The sequence below is a fragment of the Phenylobacterium sp. CCH9-H3 genome (assembly GCF_001557235.1).
In the GTDB taxonomy this organism is placed as follows: Bacteria; Pseudomonadota; Alphaproteobacteria; order Caulobacterales; family Caulobacteraceae; genus Phenylobacterium.
Genome location: NZ_LSJI01000083.1, coordinates 55,816 through 73,214, shown reverse-complemented (window position 1 = coordinate 73,214; position 17,399 = coordinate 55,816). Strand labels below are relative to the sequence as shown.

General features: G+C 69.7%; 18 protein-coding genes. 9 read left to right on the top strand and 9 right to left on the bottom strand.

Features of this window, described 5'->3' with window-relative positions; translation table 11 throughout:
• Positions 1-31: 31 nt before the first annotated feature.
• Both AX721_RS07795 and AX721_RS07790 read right to left on the bottom strand, forming a co-directional pair.
• A complete protein-coding gene (locus tag AX721_RS07795; RefSeq protein ID WP_068875448.1) occupies positions 32-328 on the bottom strand; it encodes a septum formation initiator family protein in 297 nt (98 codons plus the stop codon).
• Positions 329-435: 107 nt separating this feature from the next.
• Complete coding sequence (locus AX721_RS07790; RefSeq protein ID WP_156467059.1) at positions 436-1,620, bottom strand: hypothetical protein; 1,185 nt, start codon at positions 1,618-1,620, stop codon at positions 436-438.
• Between the two features lie 116 nt (positions 1,621-1,736).
• On the opposite strand from AX721_RS07790, the gene AX721_RS07785 reads away from it, so the two are divergent.
• Entirely contained in the window at positions 1,737-2,852 is a 1,116-nt protein-coding gene (locus AX721_RS07785) for a helix-turn-helix transcriptional regulator (RefSeq protein ID WP_068875446.1), read from the top strand.
• Here the strand turns inward: AX721_RS07785 and eno are convergent.
• Complete coding sequence (gene eno, locus AX721_RS07780; RefSeq protein WP_068875445.1) at positions 2,849-4,129, bottom strand: phosphopyruvate hydratase; 1,281 nt, start codon at positions 4,127-4,129, stop codon at positions 2,849-2,851. The genes AX721_RS07785 and eno overlap by 4 nt on opposite strands.
• Before the next feature lie 119 nt (positions 4,130-4,248).
• On the opposite strand from eno, the gene AX721_RS07775 reads away from it, so the two are divergent.
• Positions 4,249-5,022 (top strand): enoyl-CoA hydratase, encoded by a 774-nt coding sequence (locus AX721_RS07775; RefSeq protein WP_068875444.1) that lies wholly within the window; start codon positions 4,249-4,251, stop codon positions 5,020-5,022.
• Positions 5,023-5,025: 3 nt separating this feature from the next.
• Here the strand turns inward: AX721_RS07775 and AX721_RS07770 are convergent, their stop codons facing one another.
• From AX721_RS07770 to secG, 4 genes are all read right to left on the bottom strand, one after another.
• Complete coding sequence (locus AX721_RS07770; protein ID WP_068875443.1) at positions 5,026-6,459, bottom strand: alkaline phosphatase PhoX; 1,434 nt, start codon at positions 6,457-6,459, stop codon at positions 5,026-5,028.
• A 135-nt stretch (positions 6,460-6,594) separates the two neighbouring features.
• Positions 6,595-6,777 (bottom strand): 50S ribosomal protein L32, encoded by a 183-nt coding sequence (gene rpmF, locus AX721_RS07765; RefSeq protein ID WP_068875442.1) that lies wholly within the window; start codon positions 6,775-6,777, stop codon positions 6,595-6,597.
• A 241-nt stretch (positions 6,778-7,018) separates the two neighbouring features.
• Complete coding sequence (locus AX721_RS07760) at positions 7,019-8,659, bottom strand: CTP synthase (RefSeq protein WP_068875441.1); 1,641 nt, start codon at positions 8,657-8,659, stop codon at positions 7,019-7,021.
• Between the two features lie 61 nt (positions 8,660-8,720).
• Entirely contained in the window at positions 8,721-9,161 is a 441-nt protein-coding gene (gene secG / locus AX721_RS07755) for a preprotein translocase subunit SecG (protein WP_068875440.1), read from the bottom strand.
• A 128-nt stretch (positions 9,162-9,289) separates the two neighbouring features.
• Between secG and AX721_RS07750 the strand changes: the two genes are divergently transcribed.
• Both AX721_RS07750 and AX721_RS07745 read left to right on the top strand, forming a co-directional pair.
• Positions 9,290-9,829, top strand: a complete 540-nt coding sequence (locus tag AX721_RS07750; protein ID WP_068875439.1) for a GNAT family N-acetyltransferase — start codon at positions 9,290-9,292, stop codon at positions 9,827-9,829.
• 24 nt (positions 9,830-9,853) lie between these two features.
• Positions 9,854-10,267 carry a VOC family protein gene (locus AX721_RS07745; protein WP_068875438.1) on the top strand — a complete coding sequence of 138 codons (414 nt, stop codon included), beginning with the start codon at positions 9,854-9,856 and terminating at the stop codon, positions 10,265-10,267.
• On the opposite strand, the gene tpiA is transcribed toward AX721_RS07745, so the two are convergent.
• Positions 10,264-11,007 (bottom strand): triose-phosphate isomerase, encoded by a 744-nt coding sequence (tpiA, locus tag AX721_RS07740; protein ID WP_068875437.1) that lies wholly within the window; start codon positions 11,005-11,007, stop codon positions 10,264-10,266. The genes AX721_RS07745 and tpiA overlap by 4 nt on opposite strands.
• A 124-nt stretch (positions 11,008-11,131) precedes the next feature.
• Between tpiA and AX721_RS07735 the strand changes: the two genes are divergently transcribed.
• Positions 11,132-13,042, top strand: a complete 1,911-nt coding sequence (locus AX721_RS07735; RefSeq protein ID WP_068875436.1) for a peptidylprolyl isomerase — start codon at positions 11,132-11,134, stop codon at positions 13,040-13,042.
• Positions 13,039-14,571 carry an anthranilate synthase component I gene (trpE, locus tag AX721_RS07730; RefSeq protein ID WP_068875435.1) on the top strand — a complete coding sequence of 511 codons (1,533 nt, stop codon included), beginning with the start codon at positions 13,039-13,041 and terminating at the stop codon, positions 14,569-14,571. Before AX721_RS07735 ends, trpE begins: the two co-directional genes overlap by 4 nt.
• A gap of 92 nt (positions 14,572-14,663) precedes the next feature.
• Here trpE and AX721_RS07725 read toward each other — a convergent pair whose 3' ends face one another.
• Positions 14,664-14,867 carry a hypothetical protein gene (locus tag AX721_RS07725; RefSeq protein WP_068875434.1) on the bottom strand — a complete coding sequence of 68 codons (204 nt, stop codon included), beginning with the start codon at positions 14,865-14,867 and terminating at the stop codon, positions 14,664-14,666.
• 51 nt (positions 14,868-14,918) lie between these two features.
• Between AX721_RS07725 and AX721_RS07720 the strand changes: the two genes are divergently transcribed.
• The 3 genes from AX721_RS07720 to trpC are packed head-to-tail and all read left to right on the top strand — an operon-like array spanning position 14,919 to position 17,309.
• Positions 14,919-15,509 (top strand): aminodeoxychorismate/anthranilate synthase component II, encoded by a 591-nt coding sequence (locus AX721_RS07720; protein WP_068875433.1) that lies wholly within the window; start codon positions 14,919-14,921, stop codon positions 15,507-15,509.
• A gap of 10 nt (positions 15,510-15,519) precedes the next feature.
• On the top strand, positions 15,520-16,533 hold the full coding sequence (gene trpD, locus AX721_RS07715; protein WP_068875432.1) for an anthranilate phosphoribosyltransferase: 1,014 nt from the start codon (positions 15,520-15,522) through the stop codon (positions 16,531-16,533).
• Complete coding sequence (trpC, locus tag AX721_RS07710; RefSeq protein WP_068875431.1) at positions 16,530-17,309, top strand: indole-3-glycerol phosphate synthase TrpC; 780 nt, start codon at positions 16,530-16,532, stop codon at positions 17,307-17,309. Before trpD ends, trpC begins: the two co-directional genes overlap by 4 nt.
• Positions 17,310-17,399: the final 90 nt, after the last annotated feature.

The window sequence follows — 17,399 nt, the reverse complement described above, 5'->3', positions numbered from 1 at the left end:
CTTGATGGCTCCCGAGACCGACGAACCGGCCTCAGGGTTTCAAGCGGATCACATAATCCCTCGGGTCCGCGAAGCCTAGCAGGGAGCGCGCTCTTTCCTCCAGCAGGTCGGCGGAAAGGCTGGTGTCGCGCAGCAGTTGGGCGCGCACTTCCAGGTCGTGGCGTTGGGCGGTCAGGGCCGCCAGCTCGCGGGTCTTGGCCGTCAGGGTGGCGTCGCGCTGGTTCGACCTCAGCAGGCCGCCCTCGCCCGTGAACGCATGCACGCCGAAATAGAAGATCAGCAGCGCCAGGGCGGCTGTGGACAGGTAGGGGCGGAGGCGAGCCAGCACGGTGATTCCCAGAACAGCCCCTCCAGATCGCGCCGCCATGCTTAATTTTACGTTGCGGCGCGAACGTGGCGCGCAGACCCCTTGGGCCTGCGCGCCGGTCGTTTCGGCTATGGATAGACCGAAAGGCTGCACCACACGCGGTAGCGGCCGCCGTCGCCGTTGAAGTTCATGCTGAACTGGTTGGGCGGATCGGCGGTGAGGCCGGCCCAGTCGTAGTACGACTTGGTGGCCGCCCCGAGGCCCAGCAGGATCGTGCGGCAACGGATGAGGTCGTCCTCGAACCAGCTGATGATCCAGTCGACCAGCATGCCCAGCAGCCAGCCCACGGCCGCGCCCAGGGCGGTGCCCAGCGGGCCGAAGTAGGAGCCGAGGGCCGCCCCGATGGCCGAGCCGGCGGCGCCGGCGATCGCCTTCTGGACCTCGTCGCCGATCTTCTTCCAGAGCTTGGTGATGAAGTCGGCGAAGCCGCCGCCGTCCTTCTCCGCCATGCACAGCACCGCATGGTAGAGGTAGGGCCAGTCCGGTCCCCGCACGAGGCTCCATTCGTGCAGCAGCTTGCCCCGGCCCGGGTACTTCTTCTTCTCGCCGGCGTCGAAGTCGTTCGAGACCATGAACTCGGGGATCTTGTGGGTGTCGCCGTCCGGATCGGTGGCGACCCCGCCCATGGCGATCTCGTCCGAATCCGACAGTTCGCTGGTCTCCTCGATGCAGTGCACGCTGTTGAGGAAGAGCCCCAGCTTCTTGTACTTCGCGCCCGCCACGACGTCCGGGTTGAGCTTCGGCAGATCCCGCAGCTTGGACAGGTCGATGCCCGTCAGCTTCTTGGCCTGGAACACGCTGGGCGGCGCATCGGTCAGCACGGCGTCGTTCTGGCCGAAGGCGATCAGGCTGGCGTGCAGCTTCTGACCGGACACGTTCAGCCGGCCCAGACCCGCCTCGGCCTTGTCGGACCCGCGGTAGGCCGCCTTTTCGACGGCGCCGTAGCGGCCGAAGAAGGTTTCGCGCACGCCGGCCGGGGCGCTCAGCATGCTCTGGGCCCGGGCCCGGACGCGCCCACGCACGGCCGCCGGGCGGGCGGCGACCATGGCCTGGAACAGCTGATCGATCTCGGTGGCTTCCGGCGCGCCGACGCCGGCGGCGGCCATCGTGAACGACAGCTTGAGCTTGTTTTCGACATCCTTGAGCAACGCGCGGACCTCTGGCGAAGAGGGCGCCTGCGGATCGATCGTCACGATCGGTGACTTGCGGCTGACTACAGCAACGCTTGTCCGTTCCATTGTTTCGTCGGGCATATCATCGTCTCCATTGCTCTACACGTTTGCGCGATTTCGCCACGCGCCGATGGATCGATTTAGAATTCTAGTTACGGTTGCGAGTACCCCAATCGGGGGATGTGGAGGGCCTGCGGTTGGGTGCAGCCGATCTGGTGTTCGACCTCGCGGACCGCTTCTACGAGGCGGCCGAGGATCCCGCGGCCATGCCGGAGGCCCTGACGCGCCTGGCGCTCAGCACCGGCGGCCACCATGCCGTCACGGCCGAGCAGCGGCAGGCGGACGGCGTCTGGGGCGCGGCGGCGGGGAATGTCGATCCCGCGCTCAGCCAGCGCATGCTGGGCACGCTCGGCGACGAATCCGTGCGCATCTGGCTCGGCCGGTTTCCGCGCTCGGGCTGGGACCGCATGTGCCACATGGTTCCCGTCGACACGCCGCTGAGCCGCGCCCTGTACGACAGCCAGTTCTACGCGGATTTCGTCAAGCCGCTGGGCGGTCACCACGCGGCGCTGACGGCGCTGGACGTGGGGGAGACGCGCAGCTTCCTGTCGGTGTTCCGTCCGGAGGAGCTGGGCGACTACGAACCCGAGGCGATGGGGCTGCTGGAGGCGGTGCGGCCCCACCTGGCCCGCGCCTTCCGCCTGCGCCGGCGCCTGACCGCCGCCCAGTCGGGCGCCTATGCGGGGTTCGGCATGCTGGACCGGATGCGCTCAGCCGTCGTCCTGCTGGACCGCCGCCTGCAGCTGCTGTTCGCCAACCGGGCGGCCCAGAACCTCGCCACGGCGTCCGACGTCCTGGTGCTGGACGACTTCGGCCTGCGCCTGCGGGCCCCCGGCCATGCGCGGCACTTCCAGGCGATGCTGGCGGCCGCCGCGGCCGACGTCGCCCCGCCGGAACAGGCCCTGCGGCTGGCCGTCCCGCGCGACGGCTCGCCCTTCCCGCTCCTCCTGCAGGTCGAGCGGCTGGAAACGCCCGGGCTGCGCACGGCGGGGGTGAGCGTGGGGATCTTCATCGACGATCCGGGCGTGACGCTCGCCGTCGACGCCGCGGTCCTGGTCGACGCCTTCGGCCTGACGCCTCGCGAGGCGGCGCTCGCCACCGCCCTGGCCCGCGGCGGGGCGCCCAAGCAGGTGGCGTTCGAGCTCTGCATGTCGGAAGGCACGGCCAAGACCCACCTGAAGCGGATCCTGGACAAGGCGGGCGCCCACCGAACGGCCGAGCTGATCAGCCTGATCGGCGGGCTGAGCCGCTAGAGGTTCCGGAGCGCGCCCTTGCCGGCGTAGACGGCCTGGTCGCCCAGCTCTTCCTCGATCCGCAGGAGCTGGTTGTACTTCGCCGTCCGGTCGGACCGCGCCAGCGAGCCGGTCTTGATCTGACCGCAGTTGGTGGCGACCGCCAGGTCGGCGATGGTGGAGTCCTCGGTCTCGCCCGAGCGGTGGCTCATCACCGCGGTGTAGGCGTTGCGGTGGGCCAGATCGACGGCGTCCAGGGTCTCGCTCAGGGTGCCGATCTGGTTGACCTTCACCAGGATGGAGTTGGCCAGGCCCTTGCCGATGCCCATGCCCAGGCGCTCCGGGTTGGTCACGAACAGGTCGTCGCCCACCAGCTGGACCTTGGCGCCCAGCTTGTCGGTGAGCAGCTTCCAGCCGTCGAAGTCGTCCTCGGCGCAGCCGTCCTCGATGGTGACGATCGGGAACTTGGCCACCAGGCCGGCGAGGTAGTCGACCATGCCCGCCGGATCGACCGTCTTGCCCTCGCCCTCCATGACGTACTTGCCGCCCTTGAAGAACTCGGTGGAGGCCACGTCCAGGCCCAGGTGGAAGTCCTTGGCCGCCTTGTAGCCGGCGCTCTCGCCCGCCTTGACGATGAACTCCAGCGCCGCCTCGGCCGAGCCGATGTTAGGGGCGAAGCCGCCTTCGTCGCCGACATTGGTGTTGTGGCCCGCCGCCTTCAGCTGCGCCTTCAGGGCGTGGAAGATCTCGGCGCCCATGCGCAGGCCTTCCGCGAAGGTCTCCGCGCCGGTCGGCAGGATCATGAATTCCTGGATGTCGATCGGGTTGTCCGCGTGGGCCCCGCCGTTGATGATGTTCATCATCGGCACCGGCAGGACGCGGGCCGAGACGCCGCCGACGTACTTGTAGAGCGGCAGGGCCGCCGAGCTGGCCGCCGCCTTCGCCGTGGCGAGGCTGACGCCCAGGATGGCGTTGGCGCCCAGGCGGGCCTTGTTCTTCGTGCCGTCCAGCTCGATCAGCAGGCTGTCGATGCGGCGCTGGTCCTCGGCGTCGGAGCCCGACAGCGCGTCGTAGATCTCGCCGTTCACCGCCTCGACGGCCTTCTGGACGCCCTTGCCCAGGTAGCGGCCCTTGTCGCCGTCGCGCTTCTCCACCGCCTCGTGGGCGCCGGTCGAGGCGCCGGAGGGGACCGCCGCACGGCCCATCGACCCATCCTCGAGGATCACGTCCACCTCGACCGTCGGGTTGCCCCGGCTGTCCAGGATCTCGCGGGCGGTGATATCGACGATCTCGGTCATGGGGTCCTCTGGCGGCGTCTGGGAGCGGCTGGTGCTTAGCCAGCTTCTCCTTTCGGGGCAACGCCGCCTTGACCTCCGTGGCGGCAGCGGCCCATCCCGGGCGCGAAGAGGAGTCCCCCATGCTGCTGGTCGAAAAGCCCCTCGACGGCGTCGCCGTCGTCACCCTGAACCGCCCCGAGGCGATGAATGCGCTGTCGAAGGCGCTGCGGGCCGCATTGCAGCAGGCGATCCTCGAACTGGAGGCCGATCCCGAAGTGAAGGTGATCGTCCTGACCGGCGCCGGCGAGCGCGCCTTCACCGCGGGCCTGGACCTGAAGGAGCTGTCCAGCGACCCGCTGGGCATGGGTGCGGCCAACGCCACCGATCCGTCCGAGAACCCGGCGCGGGCGGTGCTGGCCTGCTCGAAGCCGATCATCGGCGCGATCAACGGCGTGGCGATCACCGGCGGCTTCGAGGTGGCGCTGGCCTGCGACGTGCTGATCTGTTCGACCAACGCCCGGTTCGCCGACACCCATGCGCGGGTGGGCATCACGCCGGGCTGGGGCCTGTCGCAGAAGCTCAGCCGCTGCATCGGGCCCTATCGCGCCAAGGAACTGTCGCTCACCGGCAACTTCCTGGACGCCGCCAAGGCCTACGAATGGGGGCTGGTGAACCGGGTGGTGGCGCCCGACGAACTCATGCCCGCCGCCCTCCAGCTCGCCGCCCAGATGGCCGACATCGAGGCCGACATGCTGGTGACCTACAAGGCCATGATCGACGACGGCTACGCCCTCACGATGGGCCAGGGCCTGGAGCTCGAGCACGAACGCTCGGTGGTCCACAACCGCGAGGTCACACCGGAGATGGTCGCGGCGCGCCGGGCGGCCGTCCAGGCGCGGGGACGGAACCAGTAGCGGTCAGCCCCTCAGTCGCTCCCAAGGCCCGGTGATCGCGAGGGTCATGCCGGGCCAGTAGGCGTTGACGAAGAGGGTCGAGCCGTCGGGCGAGAAGCAGACGCCAGCCAGCTCCGTCGTCGGCAACGCCCCGTCCGACGGTCCCCGCACGAGGCGGCCCATCGCATAGACCTTGCCCTGCGGCGTGATCCCCTTGAGGTAGTTCACGCCGCGCAGCTCGACCTTGTCCTCGCACACCATCAGGTGCCCGTTCGGGGCGATGGCGAGGTTGTCGCACATGTTCATGACCTTCGGGTCGGTCGGCTCCACGAAGAGCTGCACGCGGCCGGGCTCGTCCGTCTCACGCGGGTCGCCCTCGAACCGGCTCGGCCGATAGCGCAGCACCTGGCCCAGGCGCTTGGGGCCGCCGCTGGTGCAGGTGAAGTAGAGCTCGCCGTCGCCGAAGAAGATGCCCTCCCCGCGCGCGAACCAGGCCGCGCCCTTGGCATGGCCCCGGTGGCGCAGGTCGTCGTTCGGGTTGTCCACGCCGTCGAGGTCGATCCAGACGGCGTCGCGCCACTGGCCCACGGTCCACTCGGCGCCGTTCCAGTTGCGGCTGTCGCCGCCGTCCTTGAACGCCAGGGCCTGGAGCCGGCCGCCCTTCGCCAGGGCGAGGCGGTCGTTGGGCAGGAAACGGTAGAAAAGGCCGCGCCCGTCGCCCTCGTCCTCGGTGAGGTAGACTACGCCCGTCCGCGGATCGATGGCGGTCGCCTCATGCTTGAAGCGGCCCAGCCCCGTAAGCGGCGTGGCCTGCACCAGGCCCTTCGCCCGGCTTGGGACCTCGAACACCCAGCCGTGCGACTTCTGCAGGGTCTGGCCGCCGGCGTTCGGGCCGGGGTTCACCACGGTCTCCTCGCACGTGAGCCACGATCCCCAGGGCGTAACGCCTCCGGCGCAGTTCACCGCCGTGCCCGTGAGGCTGAGATGGCTGCTCTCCAGGCGCCTCTTCTTCAGGTCGTAGACCAGGGTGGTGGTCCCGCCGCACAACGGCTTGGCGTCCTGGTTCCGGTCGTACGCCCGGCTCCGGTCGATCTTGTCGGCCAGGGCATGATCCTTGCCGAAGGCGCCGTAGGCCAGGTCGCTCGGCTTCAGCTCGTGATTGCGAACCAGGATCACACGCTCGCGGTCCAGCGGGAAACAGCCCATGCCGTCCGCCTTGTGCGGCGTCACCAGACCGTCGCTCATGGCGTCGCCCGCCTTCGAGAACGCCTGGTAGGAGAAGCCCTCCGGGAGATCGAAGACACCCGCCGGGTCGGCCTTGAGCGGGCCGTAGCCAAGGACCTCGTTCACATAGCCGTCGCCGGTGGATTGGTCCTGGGCGACCGCGAAACGGGACAGGCCCGCGAAGGCGGCGCCGGTTGCGGCGGCCGAGATCAGATGGCGTCGTGATATTTTCATGCGGTCCCCGTGGCGGGCGACCTTATTCCGGACCGGCGTGACCGCGTCATGACAAAAGTGAGCCGTCGCGGAACGCAAAACGCCGGCCTTTCGGCCGGCGTCTCGATCTCGCACGCTGATGCGGAAAGAAGAGGCTTAGTCTTCCTTCGGCGTCAGAACCTGGCGGCCCTTGTACATGCCGGTCTTCAGGTCGACATGGTGCGGACGCTTCAGCTCGCCCGTTTCCTTGTCTTCGTGGAAGGAATTGGGGCCGAGCGCGTGGTGCGAACGGCGCATGTTCCGCCGCGAGGGCGAAGTTTTGCGTTTAGGAACAGCCATCGGAAATCTCGCGGGCGTGAAAAGACTGCGGCGGCCGACTGGGGCCGCCACGTGAGCGGGGGCTTATGCATGAAACCCCGTGTGCGATCAAGCCGCCTGAGCCAGGTTCCGACGTGAGCGGGCCGCCAGCGGCCAGGATGTCGCAGAAAATCGCGTCTTGCAGCGCTCGCGAGCCGGATTCACGCCCGGCGGCGAGCTGCTGGCCCCTACCCGGCCCTAAATCCAGCGAATCGGCTCGGCCTCAGACCAGCCGGCTCCGCTCCTTCGCCGCGCCGATGAAGCTGGCGAACAGCGGGTGCGGGTCGAACGGGCGGCTCTTCAGTTCCGGATGGAACTGCACGCCCACGAACCACGGGTGGTCCTGGCGTTCGCACAGCTCGGGCAGGACGCCGTCTGGCGATAGGCCCGTGAACTTCAGCCCGGTCTTCTCGATGGCCTCGCGGTAGGCGATGTTCACCTCATAGCGGTGCCGGTGCCGCTCGGAGATGTTGGCCGCGCCATAGATCTCCGCCACGCGGCTTCCCGGGGTCAGGACCGCCTCGTAGGCGCCGCAGCGCATGGTGCCGCCCAGCTCGCCGCCCGCCGCGCGGAACTCCTTCTCGTTGCCCCGCACCCATTCGGTCATCAGCCCGACGATCGGCTCCGACGTCGGACCGAACTCGGTGGACGAGGCCTGATGGATGCCGGCCAGGTTCCGGGCCGCCTCGATCATCGCCATCTGCATGCCGAAGCAGATGCCGAAGTACGGCACCTGGTGTTCGCGGGCGAACTGCACCGAGCGGATCATGCCCTCCGATCCGCGCTCGCCGAAGGCGCCGGGCACCAGCACGCCGTGCACGCTGTTCAGGCGCTCGCTGATCAGCGCCTCTTCCTTTTCGAAGACCTCGCCCTCGATCCAGTCGAACCGGACCCGCACGTTGTTGGCGACGCCGCCGTGCACCAGCGCCTCGATCAGGGATTTGTAGGCGTCCGTCAGCGCCGTGTACTTGCCGACGATGGCGATGTTCACCTCGCCGTCGGGATGGCTCAGCCGATGGGAGATGTCCTCCCAGCGCGACAGGTCCGGCTTGGGCGCCGTCTCGGCCAGGCCGAAGACGTCGAGCACCTCGGCGTCCAGCCCCTGCCGATGGTAGTCCAGCGGCACGGCGTAGATGTTCTCGGAGTCCATCGCCTGGATCACGGCGCTGGGGCGCACGTTGCAGAACAGGCCCAGCTTCTTCCGCTCGCTCTCCGGGATCGGCATCTCGCAGCGGCACAGCAGGATGTCGGGCTGGATGCCGATCGACCGCAGCTCTTTGACCGAGTGCTGGGTCGGCTTGGTCTTCATCTCGCCGGCCGTCTTGATGTACGGCAGCAAGGTCAGGTGGATGAAGCAGGCGTGGCCGCGGGGCAGCTCCTGGCCCAGCTGGCGGATGGCTTCGAAGAACGGCAGGCCCTCGATGTCGCCGACGGTGCCGCCCACCTCCACCAGCACGAAGTCGACGCCTTCGCCCGGGTCGCTGAGGACGAAGTCTTTGATCTCGCCGGTGACGTGCGGGATCACCTGGACGGTGGCGCCGAGGTAATCCCCCCGCCGCTCCTTCTCGATGATCTTCTTGTAGATCTGGCCGGTGGTGATGTTGTCGGCCCGCGTCGCGTTGACGCCCGTGAAGCGCTCGTAGTGTCCAAGGTCCAGGTCGGTCTCGGCGCCGTCGTCGGTGACGAACACCTCGCCGTGCTGGGTCGGGCTCATCGTGCCCGGATCCACATTGAGATACGGGTCGAGCTTGCGAAGGCGGACCTTGTAGCCCCGCGCCTGCAAAAGGGCGCCGAGCGCGGCGGACGCGAGACCTTTACCCAGGGAGGAGACCACGCCGCCGGTGATGAAGATGTACCGGGCCATGGGCGTTCAGCGTAGCTCTGATTCGGTCACAGTTCCCCGCGGGTTTCGCGTCTATCCACGACTACTTTTGGGCCGGCGCGGGCGCCGGAGCCGCAGGCGTCGCAGCCGGCGTGCCGAAGGGGTTGTTGATCGTGGGCGTAGGCGCCTGCAGCGGCGCCGGGGCCGAGCCGGCGGGACCGGGCTGGGCCGTGCCGGCGGGCGGCTGGGGCGGCTCGCGGTTCAGGTCGGCGGGGTTGACGGCGTTGACCTTCATCCGGTCGACGACCGACGCCGCGCCGCGCTCGCGGCCGGCCACGATGGTCAGCAACAGGCCCAGGATGAAGAACACGCTGCCCAGGATCCAGGTGATCCGCGTCAGCAGGTCGCCCGCGCCGCGCACCGACACCAGCGAGTTCGTGCCGCCGCTCACCAGCCCGCCGCCTTCGGAGCGCTGCAGCAGCACCACGACGACGAGGAAGAAGGCGACGATGACTTCGATCACCAGCAGGAGGTTCAGCAGCATGGTTGCATCTTTCCGGTGCGCACGGGCCACACCCGGCCGAAATGAAGCGCGCGCTCTATCACCGCGCCCGTCCCAAAGCCATAGCTAGTGCGTCGCACCCGGCCAACAAAGGGTGCGGGGGCTGATCGATGATTCTGGACCTGAAGCGCCTTCCGATCCTGGAGACCGAGCGGCTGCGGCTGGAACCCCTCACGGCCGGCGACGCCGCCCACCTTTACCCCATCATGGGCGACCCGGAGGTGATGGCCTACTGGGACGTGCCCGAGATTGACGATCCGGACATCGTCGCCGAGATCGTCAATGGCCAGGTCGAAGGGATGAAGGGCGGCCGCGCGGTCTATTGGGCCATGCGCACCCTCGACACCCGCGACTTCCTGGGATCCTGCGACCTTTCCGAGATCGACCGCCGGAACCGGCGCGCCGAGGTCGGCTTCATGCTCGGCCGCGAGGCCTGGGGCCAGGGATACGCCCTGGAGGCCATGCGGACCGTCGTGGCCTTCGCCGCCACGAGCGGCCTGCGCAAGCTCTCCGCGCGGACCCATCTCGGCAACCGGCGCTCCGAGTCCCTGCTCGAGAAGCTGGGGTTCAGCGAGGAAGGCCTGCTCCGCGGCCACATCCTCAAGGATGGCGAGCGGCGCGACTGCCGCGTCTTCGGGCTTCTTCTCTAGCCGGGCCGCGACTATCTCAGGCCCATGAGCAACCCGATCGCCGTCACCGGCTTCGACCACATCGTGCTCCGCGTCCGCGACAAGGACCGCATGCTGGGCTTCTATATCGACGTCCTGGGCCTTTCGCTCGACCGCGACCGGCCCGAGCTGGGCCTGACCCATGTGCGCGCCGGCCCGCAGATGATCGACCTGGTCACACTCGACGGACCGCTGGGCCGCAAGGGCGGCGACGGGCCGGGGCAGACCGGCCGCAACCTCGACCACTTCGCCCTGCAGGTCCGCCCCTTCGACGAACCCGCGATCCGCGCCCACCTCGCAGCGCATGGCGTCGAGGTCGTGGAGGAAGGCCCCCGCTACGGGGCCGACGGCGACGGCTTCTCGCTGTACGTCCGCGACCCGGAAGGCAATGTGGTCGAGTTGAAGGGCCCCAGCGCCTAAAGCGCCCGGATGATCGCCAGGAAGTCCTCGGCCTTCAGGGATGCGCCGCCGACCAGCGCGCCGCCGACCTCGTCCGCGTGCAGGATCTCGGCGGCGTTCGACGGCTTCACCGACCCGCCGTAGAGGATCGGGGACGACCTTCCGGCCTCGCCGAACATCTCGACCAGCGTGGCGCGGATGGCCCTGTGGACCTCCTCGATCTCGGGCGTCGTCGGCGTCAGGCCGGTGCCGATGGCCCAGACCGGCTCATAGGCCACCGAGAACGGCCTGCCGGCGAGTTCCGCGGGCAGCGAGCCCCTCACCTGCCCGGTCACGACCGCCAGCGCTTCGCCCGCCTTGCGCTGCTCCAGCGTCTCTCCGACGCAGACGATCGGCTCCAGGCCCGCGCGCAGGGCCGCGCCGACCTTCGCGCTCACGTCGGCGTCGGTCTCACGATAGCCGGCCCGCCGCTCGGAGTGACCCAGGATCGCCAGCGCAGCGCCGGCGTCGGCCAGCATCTCGGCCGAGACGTCGCCGGTGAACGCGCCCGCGTCGTCCCAGTGGTGGTCCTGGCCGCCGACCAGCACCGCCGTGCCCGCCAGGGCCTGCGCCAGGCGGTGGATCAGGATGGCCGGCGGACAGATCGCAACCCGGGCCTTGCTCTCGCCGATCCCCGCGGCGACGGCCTTCGCCTCCTCGACCGAGGCTCCCAGGCCATTCATCTTCCAGTTTCCGGCGATCAGGGGCTGCGGGGCGGTCATCGGTCCTCCGGTTGAAGTGAAGGCCCCGGCGGTTAAGCCATGCCGCCCGGACTGTCACGCGCTTGCCGGACAGAACGCCCCTCCACTATACCGGCGCCCACGCCCTTCCCGGGAAAGGACCCGAATGCTCGCTGCGGTACGCAACTTCGCCAAGTCATGGCCCGCCAAGATCCTGATGGCGGTCCTGGCGATCAGCTTCATCGGCTGGGGCGTGAACCAGGGCGGCACTTCCCTGGTCGGCGGCGATCAGGTCATCAAGGTCGGGTCCCGGACGGTCACTTCGCTCGAGTTCCGCAGCGAGTACGACAACTACAAAAAGCGCCTGGAGCAGCAGCAGGGCCAGCCGATCACGACCGAACAGGCGCAGGCCGGCAACCTGGACGCCGTGGTCCTGAACGGCGTCGCCACCCGTGAGGCCTTTTCCGAGATGCTGTCCCGCGTCGGGATCAGGCCGGGCGACAAGCTGATCCTGGAGCAGATCCAGAAGATCCCGGCCTTCTTCGACCCCATCACGGGCCGCTTCGACAAGAAGACGTTCCAGCAGCGCCTGGGCGAGAACGGCATGACGCCGGAGCGCTTCGACGCCGTGCTCCGCGACGAGATGGCCAGCCAGCACTGGGCCGTGGCCGTGCAGAACGGCCTGACCGTGCCGCGCGCCTATGGCGCCCTGGCCTCGGTGTTCGCCCTGGAATCCCGCGACCTGGCCTATGTGACGCTGGGCGTGAACGCCGTGCCGCAGCCGGCCGCGCCCACCGACGCCCAGCTGCAGGCCTTCATCAACGAGAACAAGGCCCAGCTCACCCTGCCGGAGATGCGGATCCTGACGGTCGTCCCGTTCACGCCGCAGGGGGCTGGGGCGGCGAATGCGCCCATCGATCCCGCCGAGCTGCAGAAGCGCTATGAATTCCGCAAGGACACGCTGTCCAAGCCCGAGGTGCGGACCGTCGTGCAGATTCCGGCCAAGGACGCCGCCACGGCGCAGAAGGTCGCGGCCGCGCTCCGGGCCGGCCAGGCGCCCGAGGCGGTCGCCAAGTCGGTCGGCGTCGACGCCGTGACGTTCGCCGATCGTCCCCTCAGCGCCATCTCCGACCGCAAGGTGGGTCAGGCGGCGTTCAAGATGCAGGCGGGCGAGGTCGCCACCGTGCAGGGCGATCTCGGGACGGCGGTCGTCAAGGTGGTCAGCGTGGTCCCGGGCCGCGAGGTCAGCCTCGAGGAGGCGCGCCCGATGCTGGAGGCCGAGATCCGCAAGGACCTGGTCACCGAGAAGGTCTACGCCCAGACCCAGGCCTATGACGACGCCCACCAGGGCGGCGCGAGCCTGGCCGACGCCGCCCAGAAGGCCGGCGTCGCCGCCACGACGGTCGGGCCGATCACCGCCCAGGGCGTCAACGAACAGGGCGCCCAGCTACAGGGCTTCCCGCCGAAGATCCTGGAGACCGCCTTCGCCCTGCCCGCCGGCGGCGAGAGCGAGGTCACCGAGCTGGGCGACGGCGCCTATTTCGCCGTCCGCGTCGAGCGGATCCTTCCGGCCCACGTGCCGCCCCTGGCCGAGATCCGCCCGATGGTGACCCGCGCCTACATGCAGCGCGAGGTCGTGAAGGCGCTGGAGGCCAAGGCCGAAGCCATCCGCGCCCGGGTCGCCAAGGGGGAGTCCCTGGACGCCGCCTCGGGCATGACGGTGTCGCGCCTGCCCGGCCTGACCCGCCAGACCGCCAACCAGCAACAGGCCCTCGGCGGCGAGGTCCTGGGCCGCGCCTTCGCCTCCAAGCAGGGCGATGTCTGGGTCGCCCGGGCGCCGAACGGCATCGTCGTCGGTCGCGTCGAGGCGGTCCGCACCGACGCCGGCCCGACCGCCGCCCGCCTGGCGGAGGAGAACCGCGGCGCGCTCACCCAGGTGTTGTTCCGCGAGATGGGTGAAGCCGCCCAGGCCTATTCCCGGACCAAGCTGAAGACCAAGGTCGACGCGGCGCGCGCGCGCAACGCCGTCGGCTTCGAACCGGTCGCCGACAAGGGCGCTGCGGAGAAGAAGAAGTGACGTCCGAGCCGCCGTTCGAGGCCTTTCGATCGACCTACGACGGCGGCGCCCCCCAGGTCGTCTGGACGCGTCTGGTCGACGACCTGGAGACCCCCGTCTCCGCCTTCCTGAAGATCGGCCACGGGAAGCCGTACGCCTTCCTCTTCGAGTCGGTGGAGGGCGGCGCCTTCCGCGCGCGCTACTCGATCATCACCCTGAACCCCGACCTCGTCTGGCGCTGCCACGGCGACGAAGCCGAGATCGCCACCGGCGCCGACATCGCGGCCAAGCGGTTCACGCCGCAGGCCGGCGGCGCGCTGGACAGCCTGCGCGACCTGCTGGCCAAGTCCCGGATCGAACTGCCGCCCGGCCTTCCGCCGATGGCCGCGGGCGTGTTCGGCGCCCTGGGCTACGACACCGTCCGGCTCGTCGAGGACCTGCCCAACGTCAATCCGGACCCCTTGGGCCTGCCGGACGGCGTGCTGGCGCGGCCCTCCATCGTCGCGATCTTCGACGCCATCGCCCAGGAGATCCTGCTGGTGACCCCGGTGCGTCCGGACGGCGTCTCGGCGCAGGACGCCTACGCCGCGGCCCAGGCCCGCCTCCAGGCCGTGGCCCGCGACCTGCGCAAGCCCGCGCCGCCGCTGACCCATGCCGCCCAGCCCCAGCCGGACCGGTTCACCACGCCCGTCGGCCGCGAGGACTACCGGGCCATCGTCGAGAAGGCGAAAGCGTACATCCGGGCGGGCGACATCTTCCAGGTGGTGCCCAGCCACCGGTTCCGGGCGCCGTTCGAGCAGGATCCCTTCTCGCTCTACCGGTCGCTCCGCCGCAGCAACCCGTCGCCGTTCCTGTTCTTCCTGGACTTCGGCGACTTCCACATGGCCGGCTCCAGCCCCGAGATCCTGGTCCGGCTGCGCGACGGCAAGATCACCATCCGCCCGATCGCCGGCACCCGGCCGCGCGGCGCCACGCCCGAGGAGGACCGCCGCCTCGAGGAAGAGCTGGTCAACGACCCCAAGGAGCGCGCCGAGCATCTGATGCTGCTGGACCTCGGCCGCAACGACGTGGGCCGGGTCGCCATGCTCAAGCAGGCGGGCGCCAACGAACCGGCCAAGCCGTCCCGAACGCCCCGCGTCCGGGTCACGGACAGCTTCTTCGTCGAGCGGTACGCCCGCGTCATGCACCTGGTTTCCAATGTCGAGGGCGACGCCCCCGATGGCTTGGATCCGGTCGACGTGGTCATGGCCGCCCTGCCGGCCGGCACGCTTTCCGGCGCCCCCAAGGTGCGGGCCATGGAGATCATCGACGAACTCGAGATCGAAAAGCGCGGCATCGGCTATGCCGGGGCCGCCGGCTATTTCGGCTCGGACGGCTCGGTCGACACCTGCATCGTGCTACGCACGGCGCTGTTCAAGGACGGCGTCATGTACGTCCAGGCCGGCGGCGGCGTGGTGGCCGACTCAGACCCCGACGCCGAATACGACGAGACCCTGCACAAGGCCCGCGCGCTACGCGACGCCGCCGTCGAAAGCTGGCGATTCATCTGATCCCCTCGCCCGTCCCCACGGGGACGCCAAGCCAGAGCTCAGAGAATGCCGCCCAATCGCCCCGCCTTCGTCAGGACCAAGACCGCCTCGGATCAGCCCGGGGCGCTTTCCACCACATGCTGGGTCTGCAGCGGCGGGGCCAGCACCATCACGGTGGCGAACACCACGGACGTCACGGCGAGCGCCGTGGCCGCCACCAGCGCGGGCCACATCGGGTCGTGGCGCACAGGCGGCTTGAGAAGCGCCCGCGCACGGGCCACCTGCGAAGCATCCAGAGCCGAATCGGTCCGCGACATGCCCCCAGCATCCCGCTTGGCGCGCGTTGCGGCAAAGCCTATGGAACCGTCATGATCCTGGTGATCGATAACTACGACAGCTTCACCTACAACCTCGTCCACTATCTGAACGAGCTGGGGGCGGAGACGGTTGTCCATCGCAATGATGCGATCACCGTCGACGAGGCGCTGGGGCTGAGGCCGGAAGCCGTCCTGCTGTCGCCCGGGCCGTGTACGCCAAATGAAGCCGGCATCTGCCTCGCTCTCATCGGCCATGCGCCGGAATCCCTGCCAATCCTCGGCGTCTGCCTCGGCCATCAGGCGATCGGCCAGGCGTTTGGCGGCGAAGTCATCCGCGCCCGCGCCCTCATGCATGGGAAAACCAGTCTCATCCATCACACGAACACGGGTGTCTTCGCGGGGTTGAAAAACCCTTTCACGGCGACCCGCTATCACAGCCTTTCCGTCGAAACGGACCATCTGCCGCAGGTTCTGGAGGTCACCGCCCGCACCGAGGACGGCGAGATCATGGGCGTGCAGCACAGGACCCGGCCGATCCACGGCGTGCAGTTCCACCCGGAATCCATCGCCACCGAGTGCGGCCACCAGTTGCTGGGCAACTTCCTCGACCTCGCGGGCGTCAAGCGCCTGGCCGAGATCTGAGCCCGCTTCCATGTCCGACGCCTTCAAGCCGCTGCTCTCGCGCCTCGCCGACGGCGGCACGCTCTCCGAGGACGATGCGGGCGAGTTCTTCGCCGCCTGCCTGCGGGGCGAGCCGACCCCGGCTCAGGTCGGGGCGGCGCTGACCGCCATGCGGATGCGCGGCGAGACGCTGGGCGAGATCACCGCCTGCGCCCGGGCCATGCGCCGCGCCGCGATCCACCTCGACCCGCCCTACCCCACGATCGACGTCTGCGGCACCGGCGGCGACGGGCTGCACACGTTCAACATCTCGACCGCCGTGGGCTTCGTGGCCGCCGGCGGCGGGCTGAAGGTGGCCAAGCATGGCAACCGGGCGCTCTCGTCCAAGTCCGGCGGCGCCGATGTGCTGTCCGAGCTGGGCGTGGCCATCGACGCCGGCCCGGAGCGCCAGCTGCGCGCCCTGGACGAGGCCGGCATCTGCTTCCTCTACGCCCCGGCCCACCACGGGGCGATGCGCCACGTCTCCCCGATCCGCCAGGAACTGGGCTTCCGGACCATCTTCAACCTCCTGGGGCCCCTGACCAATCCGGCGGGCGCCAGGCGCCAGGTCGTCGGCGTCTTCGCCGAGCGCTGGGTGGCCCCGCTGGCGCAGGTGCTGGGCGCCCTGGGCTCGGAGCGGGCCTGGGTGGTCCATGGCGGCGGAATGGACGAGATGTCCACCACGGGCGAGACCAGCGTGGCCGAGTTCCGCGAGGGTCAGGTCCGCCTCTTCACCGTCACCCCCGAGGCCGTGGGGCTGAAGCGGGCCGCCCTCGCCGACCTCACGGGCGGCACGCCGGCCCAAAACGCCGAAGCCATGCGCCGCCTGCTCCAGGGCGAACAGGGCGCCTACCGCGATATCGTTCTGCTGAACGCCGCCGCCGCCTTCCTGGTGGGCGACAAGGTCGAGACCCTGCGCGAGGGGGTGGAGTTGGCGGGTCGGGTCATCGACGATGGCCGCGCCCAGGCCGCGCTCGACAAGCTGGTCGAGATCGCCGGCGCATGAGCGACATCCTGGAAAAGATCGCCGCCTACAAGCGTGAGGACGTGGCTGCGCGAAAGGCCGCCCGGCCCGTCGTGGACCCCGCCGGCGCGTCCTCGCCCCGGGGCTTCCGCGCCGCGCTGGAGCGGGCGCACGGTCCTGGGCGCCTGGCGCTGATCGCCGAGATCAAGAAGGCCTCGCCGTCCAAGGGCCTGATCCGACCCGACTTCGACCCGCCGGCCCTGGCCCGCGCCTACGAGAGCGGCGGCGCGGCGTGCCTCTCTGTATTGACGGACGAGCCCAGCTTCCAGGGCGCCGACGACTTCCTTGTCGCCGCCCGCGACGCCGTCGCCCTGCCCTGCATCCGCAAGGACTTCCTGGTCGACCCCTGGCAGGTGGCCGAAAGCCGCGCCCTGGGCGCGGACGCGATCCTGGTGATCCTCGCCATGGTGGACGACGTCCTCGCCGCCGACCTGATGTCCGAAGCCCGCCGCCTGGGCATGGACGCCCTGGTGGAAGTGCACGACGAGGCCGAAATGGCGCGGGCGGGCCGGCTGGGCGCCGACCTCGTCGGGGTCAACAACCGCGACCTGCGCACCTTCACCGTCGACCTCGCCATCACCGAGCGCCTGGCCGCCGCCGCGCCGCCGGACGCCCTTCTGGTGACCGAGAGCGGCATCTTCACCGCGGCCGACGCCGCCCGGCTGGAGCGGGTGGGGGCCAAGGCCATGTTGGTGGGCGAGAGCCTGATGCGGCAGGCCGACGTGGCCGCCGCCACGCGTACCCTCCTGGACGGCTAGCTGCGCCGCGCGACTCGGCGAGTCGCGACCCGACGCGGGGCCGCCCCCTTATGACCTTGGAATTGCTGGCGTTTCGGCGCGCCCAGCCTG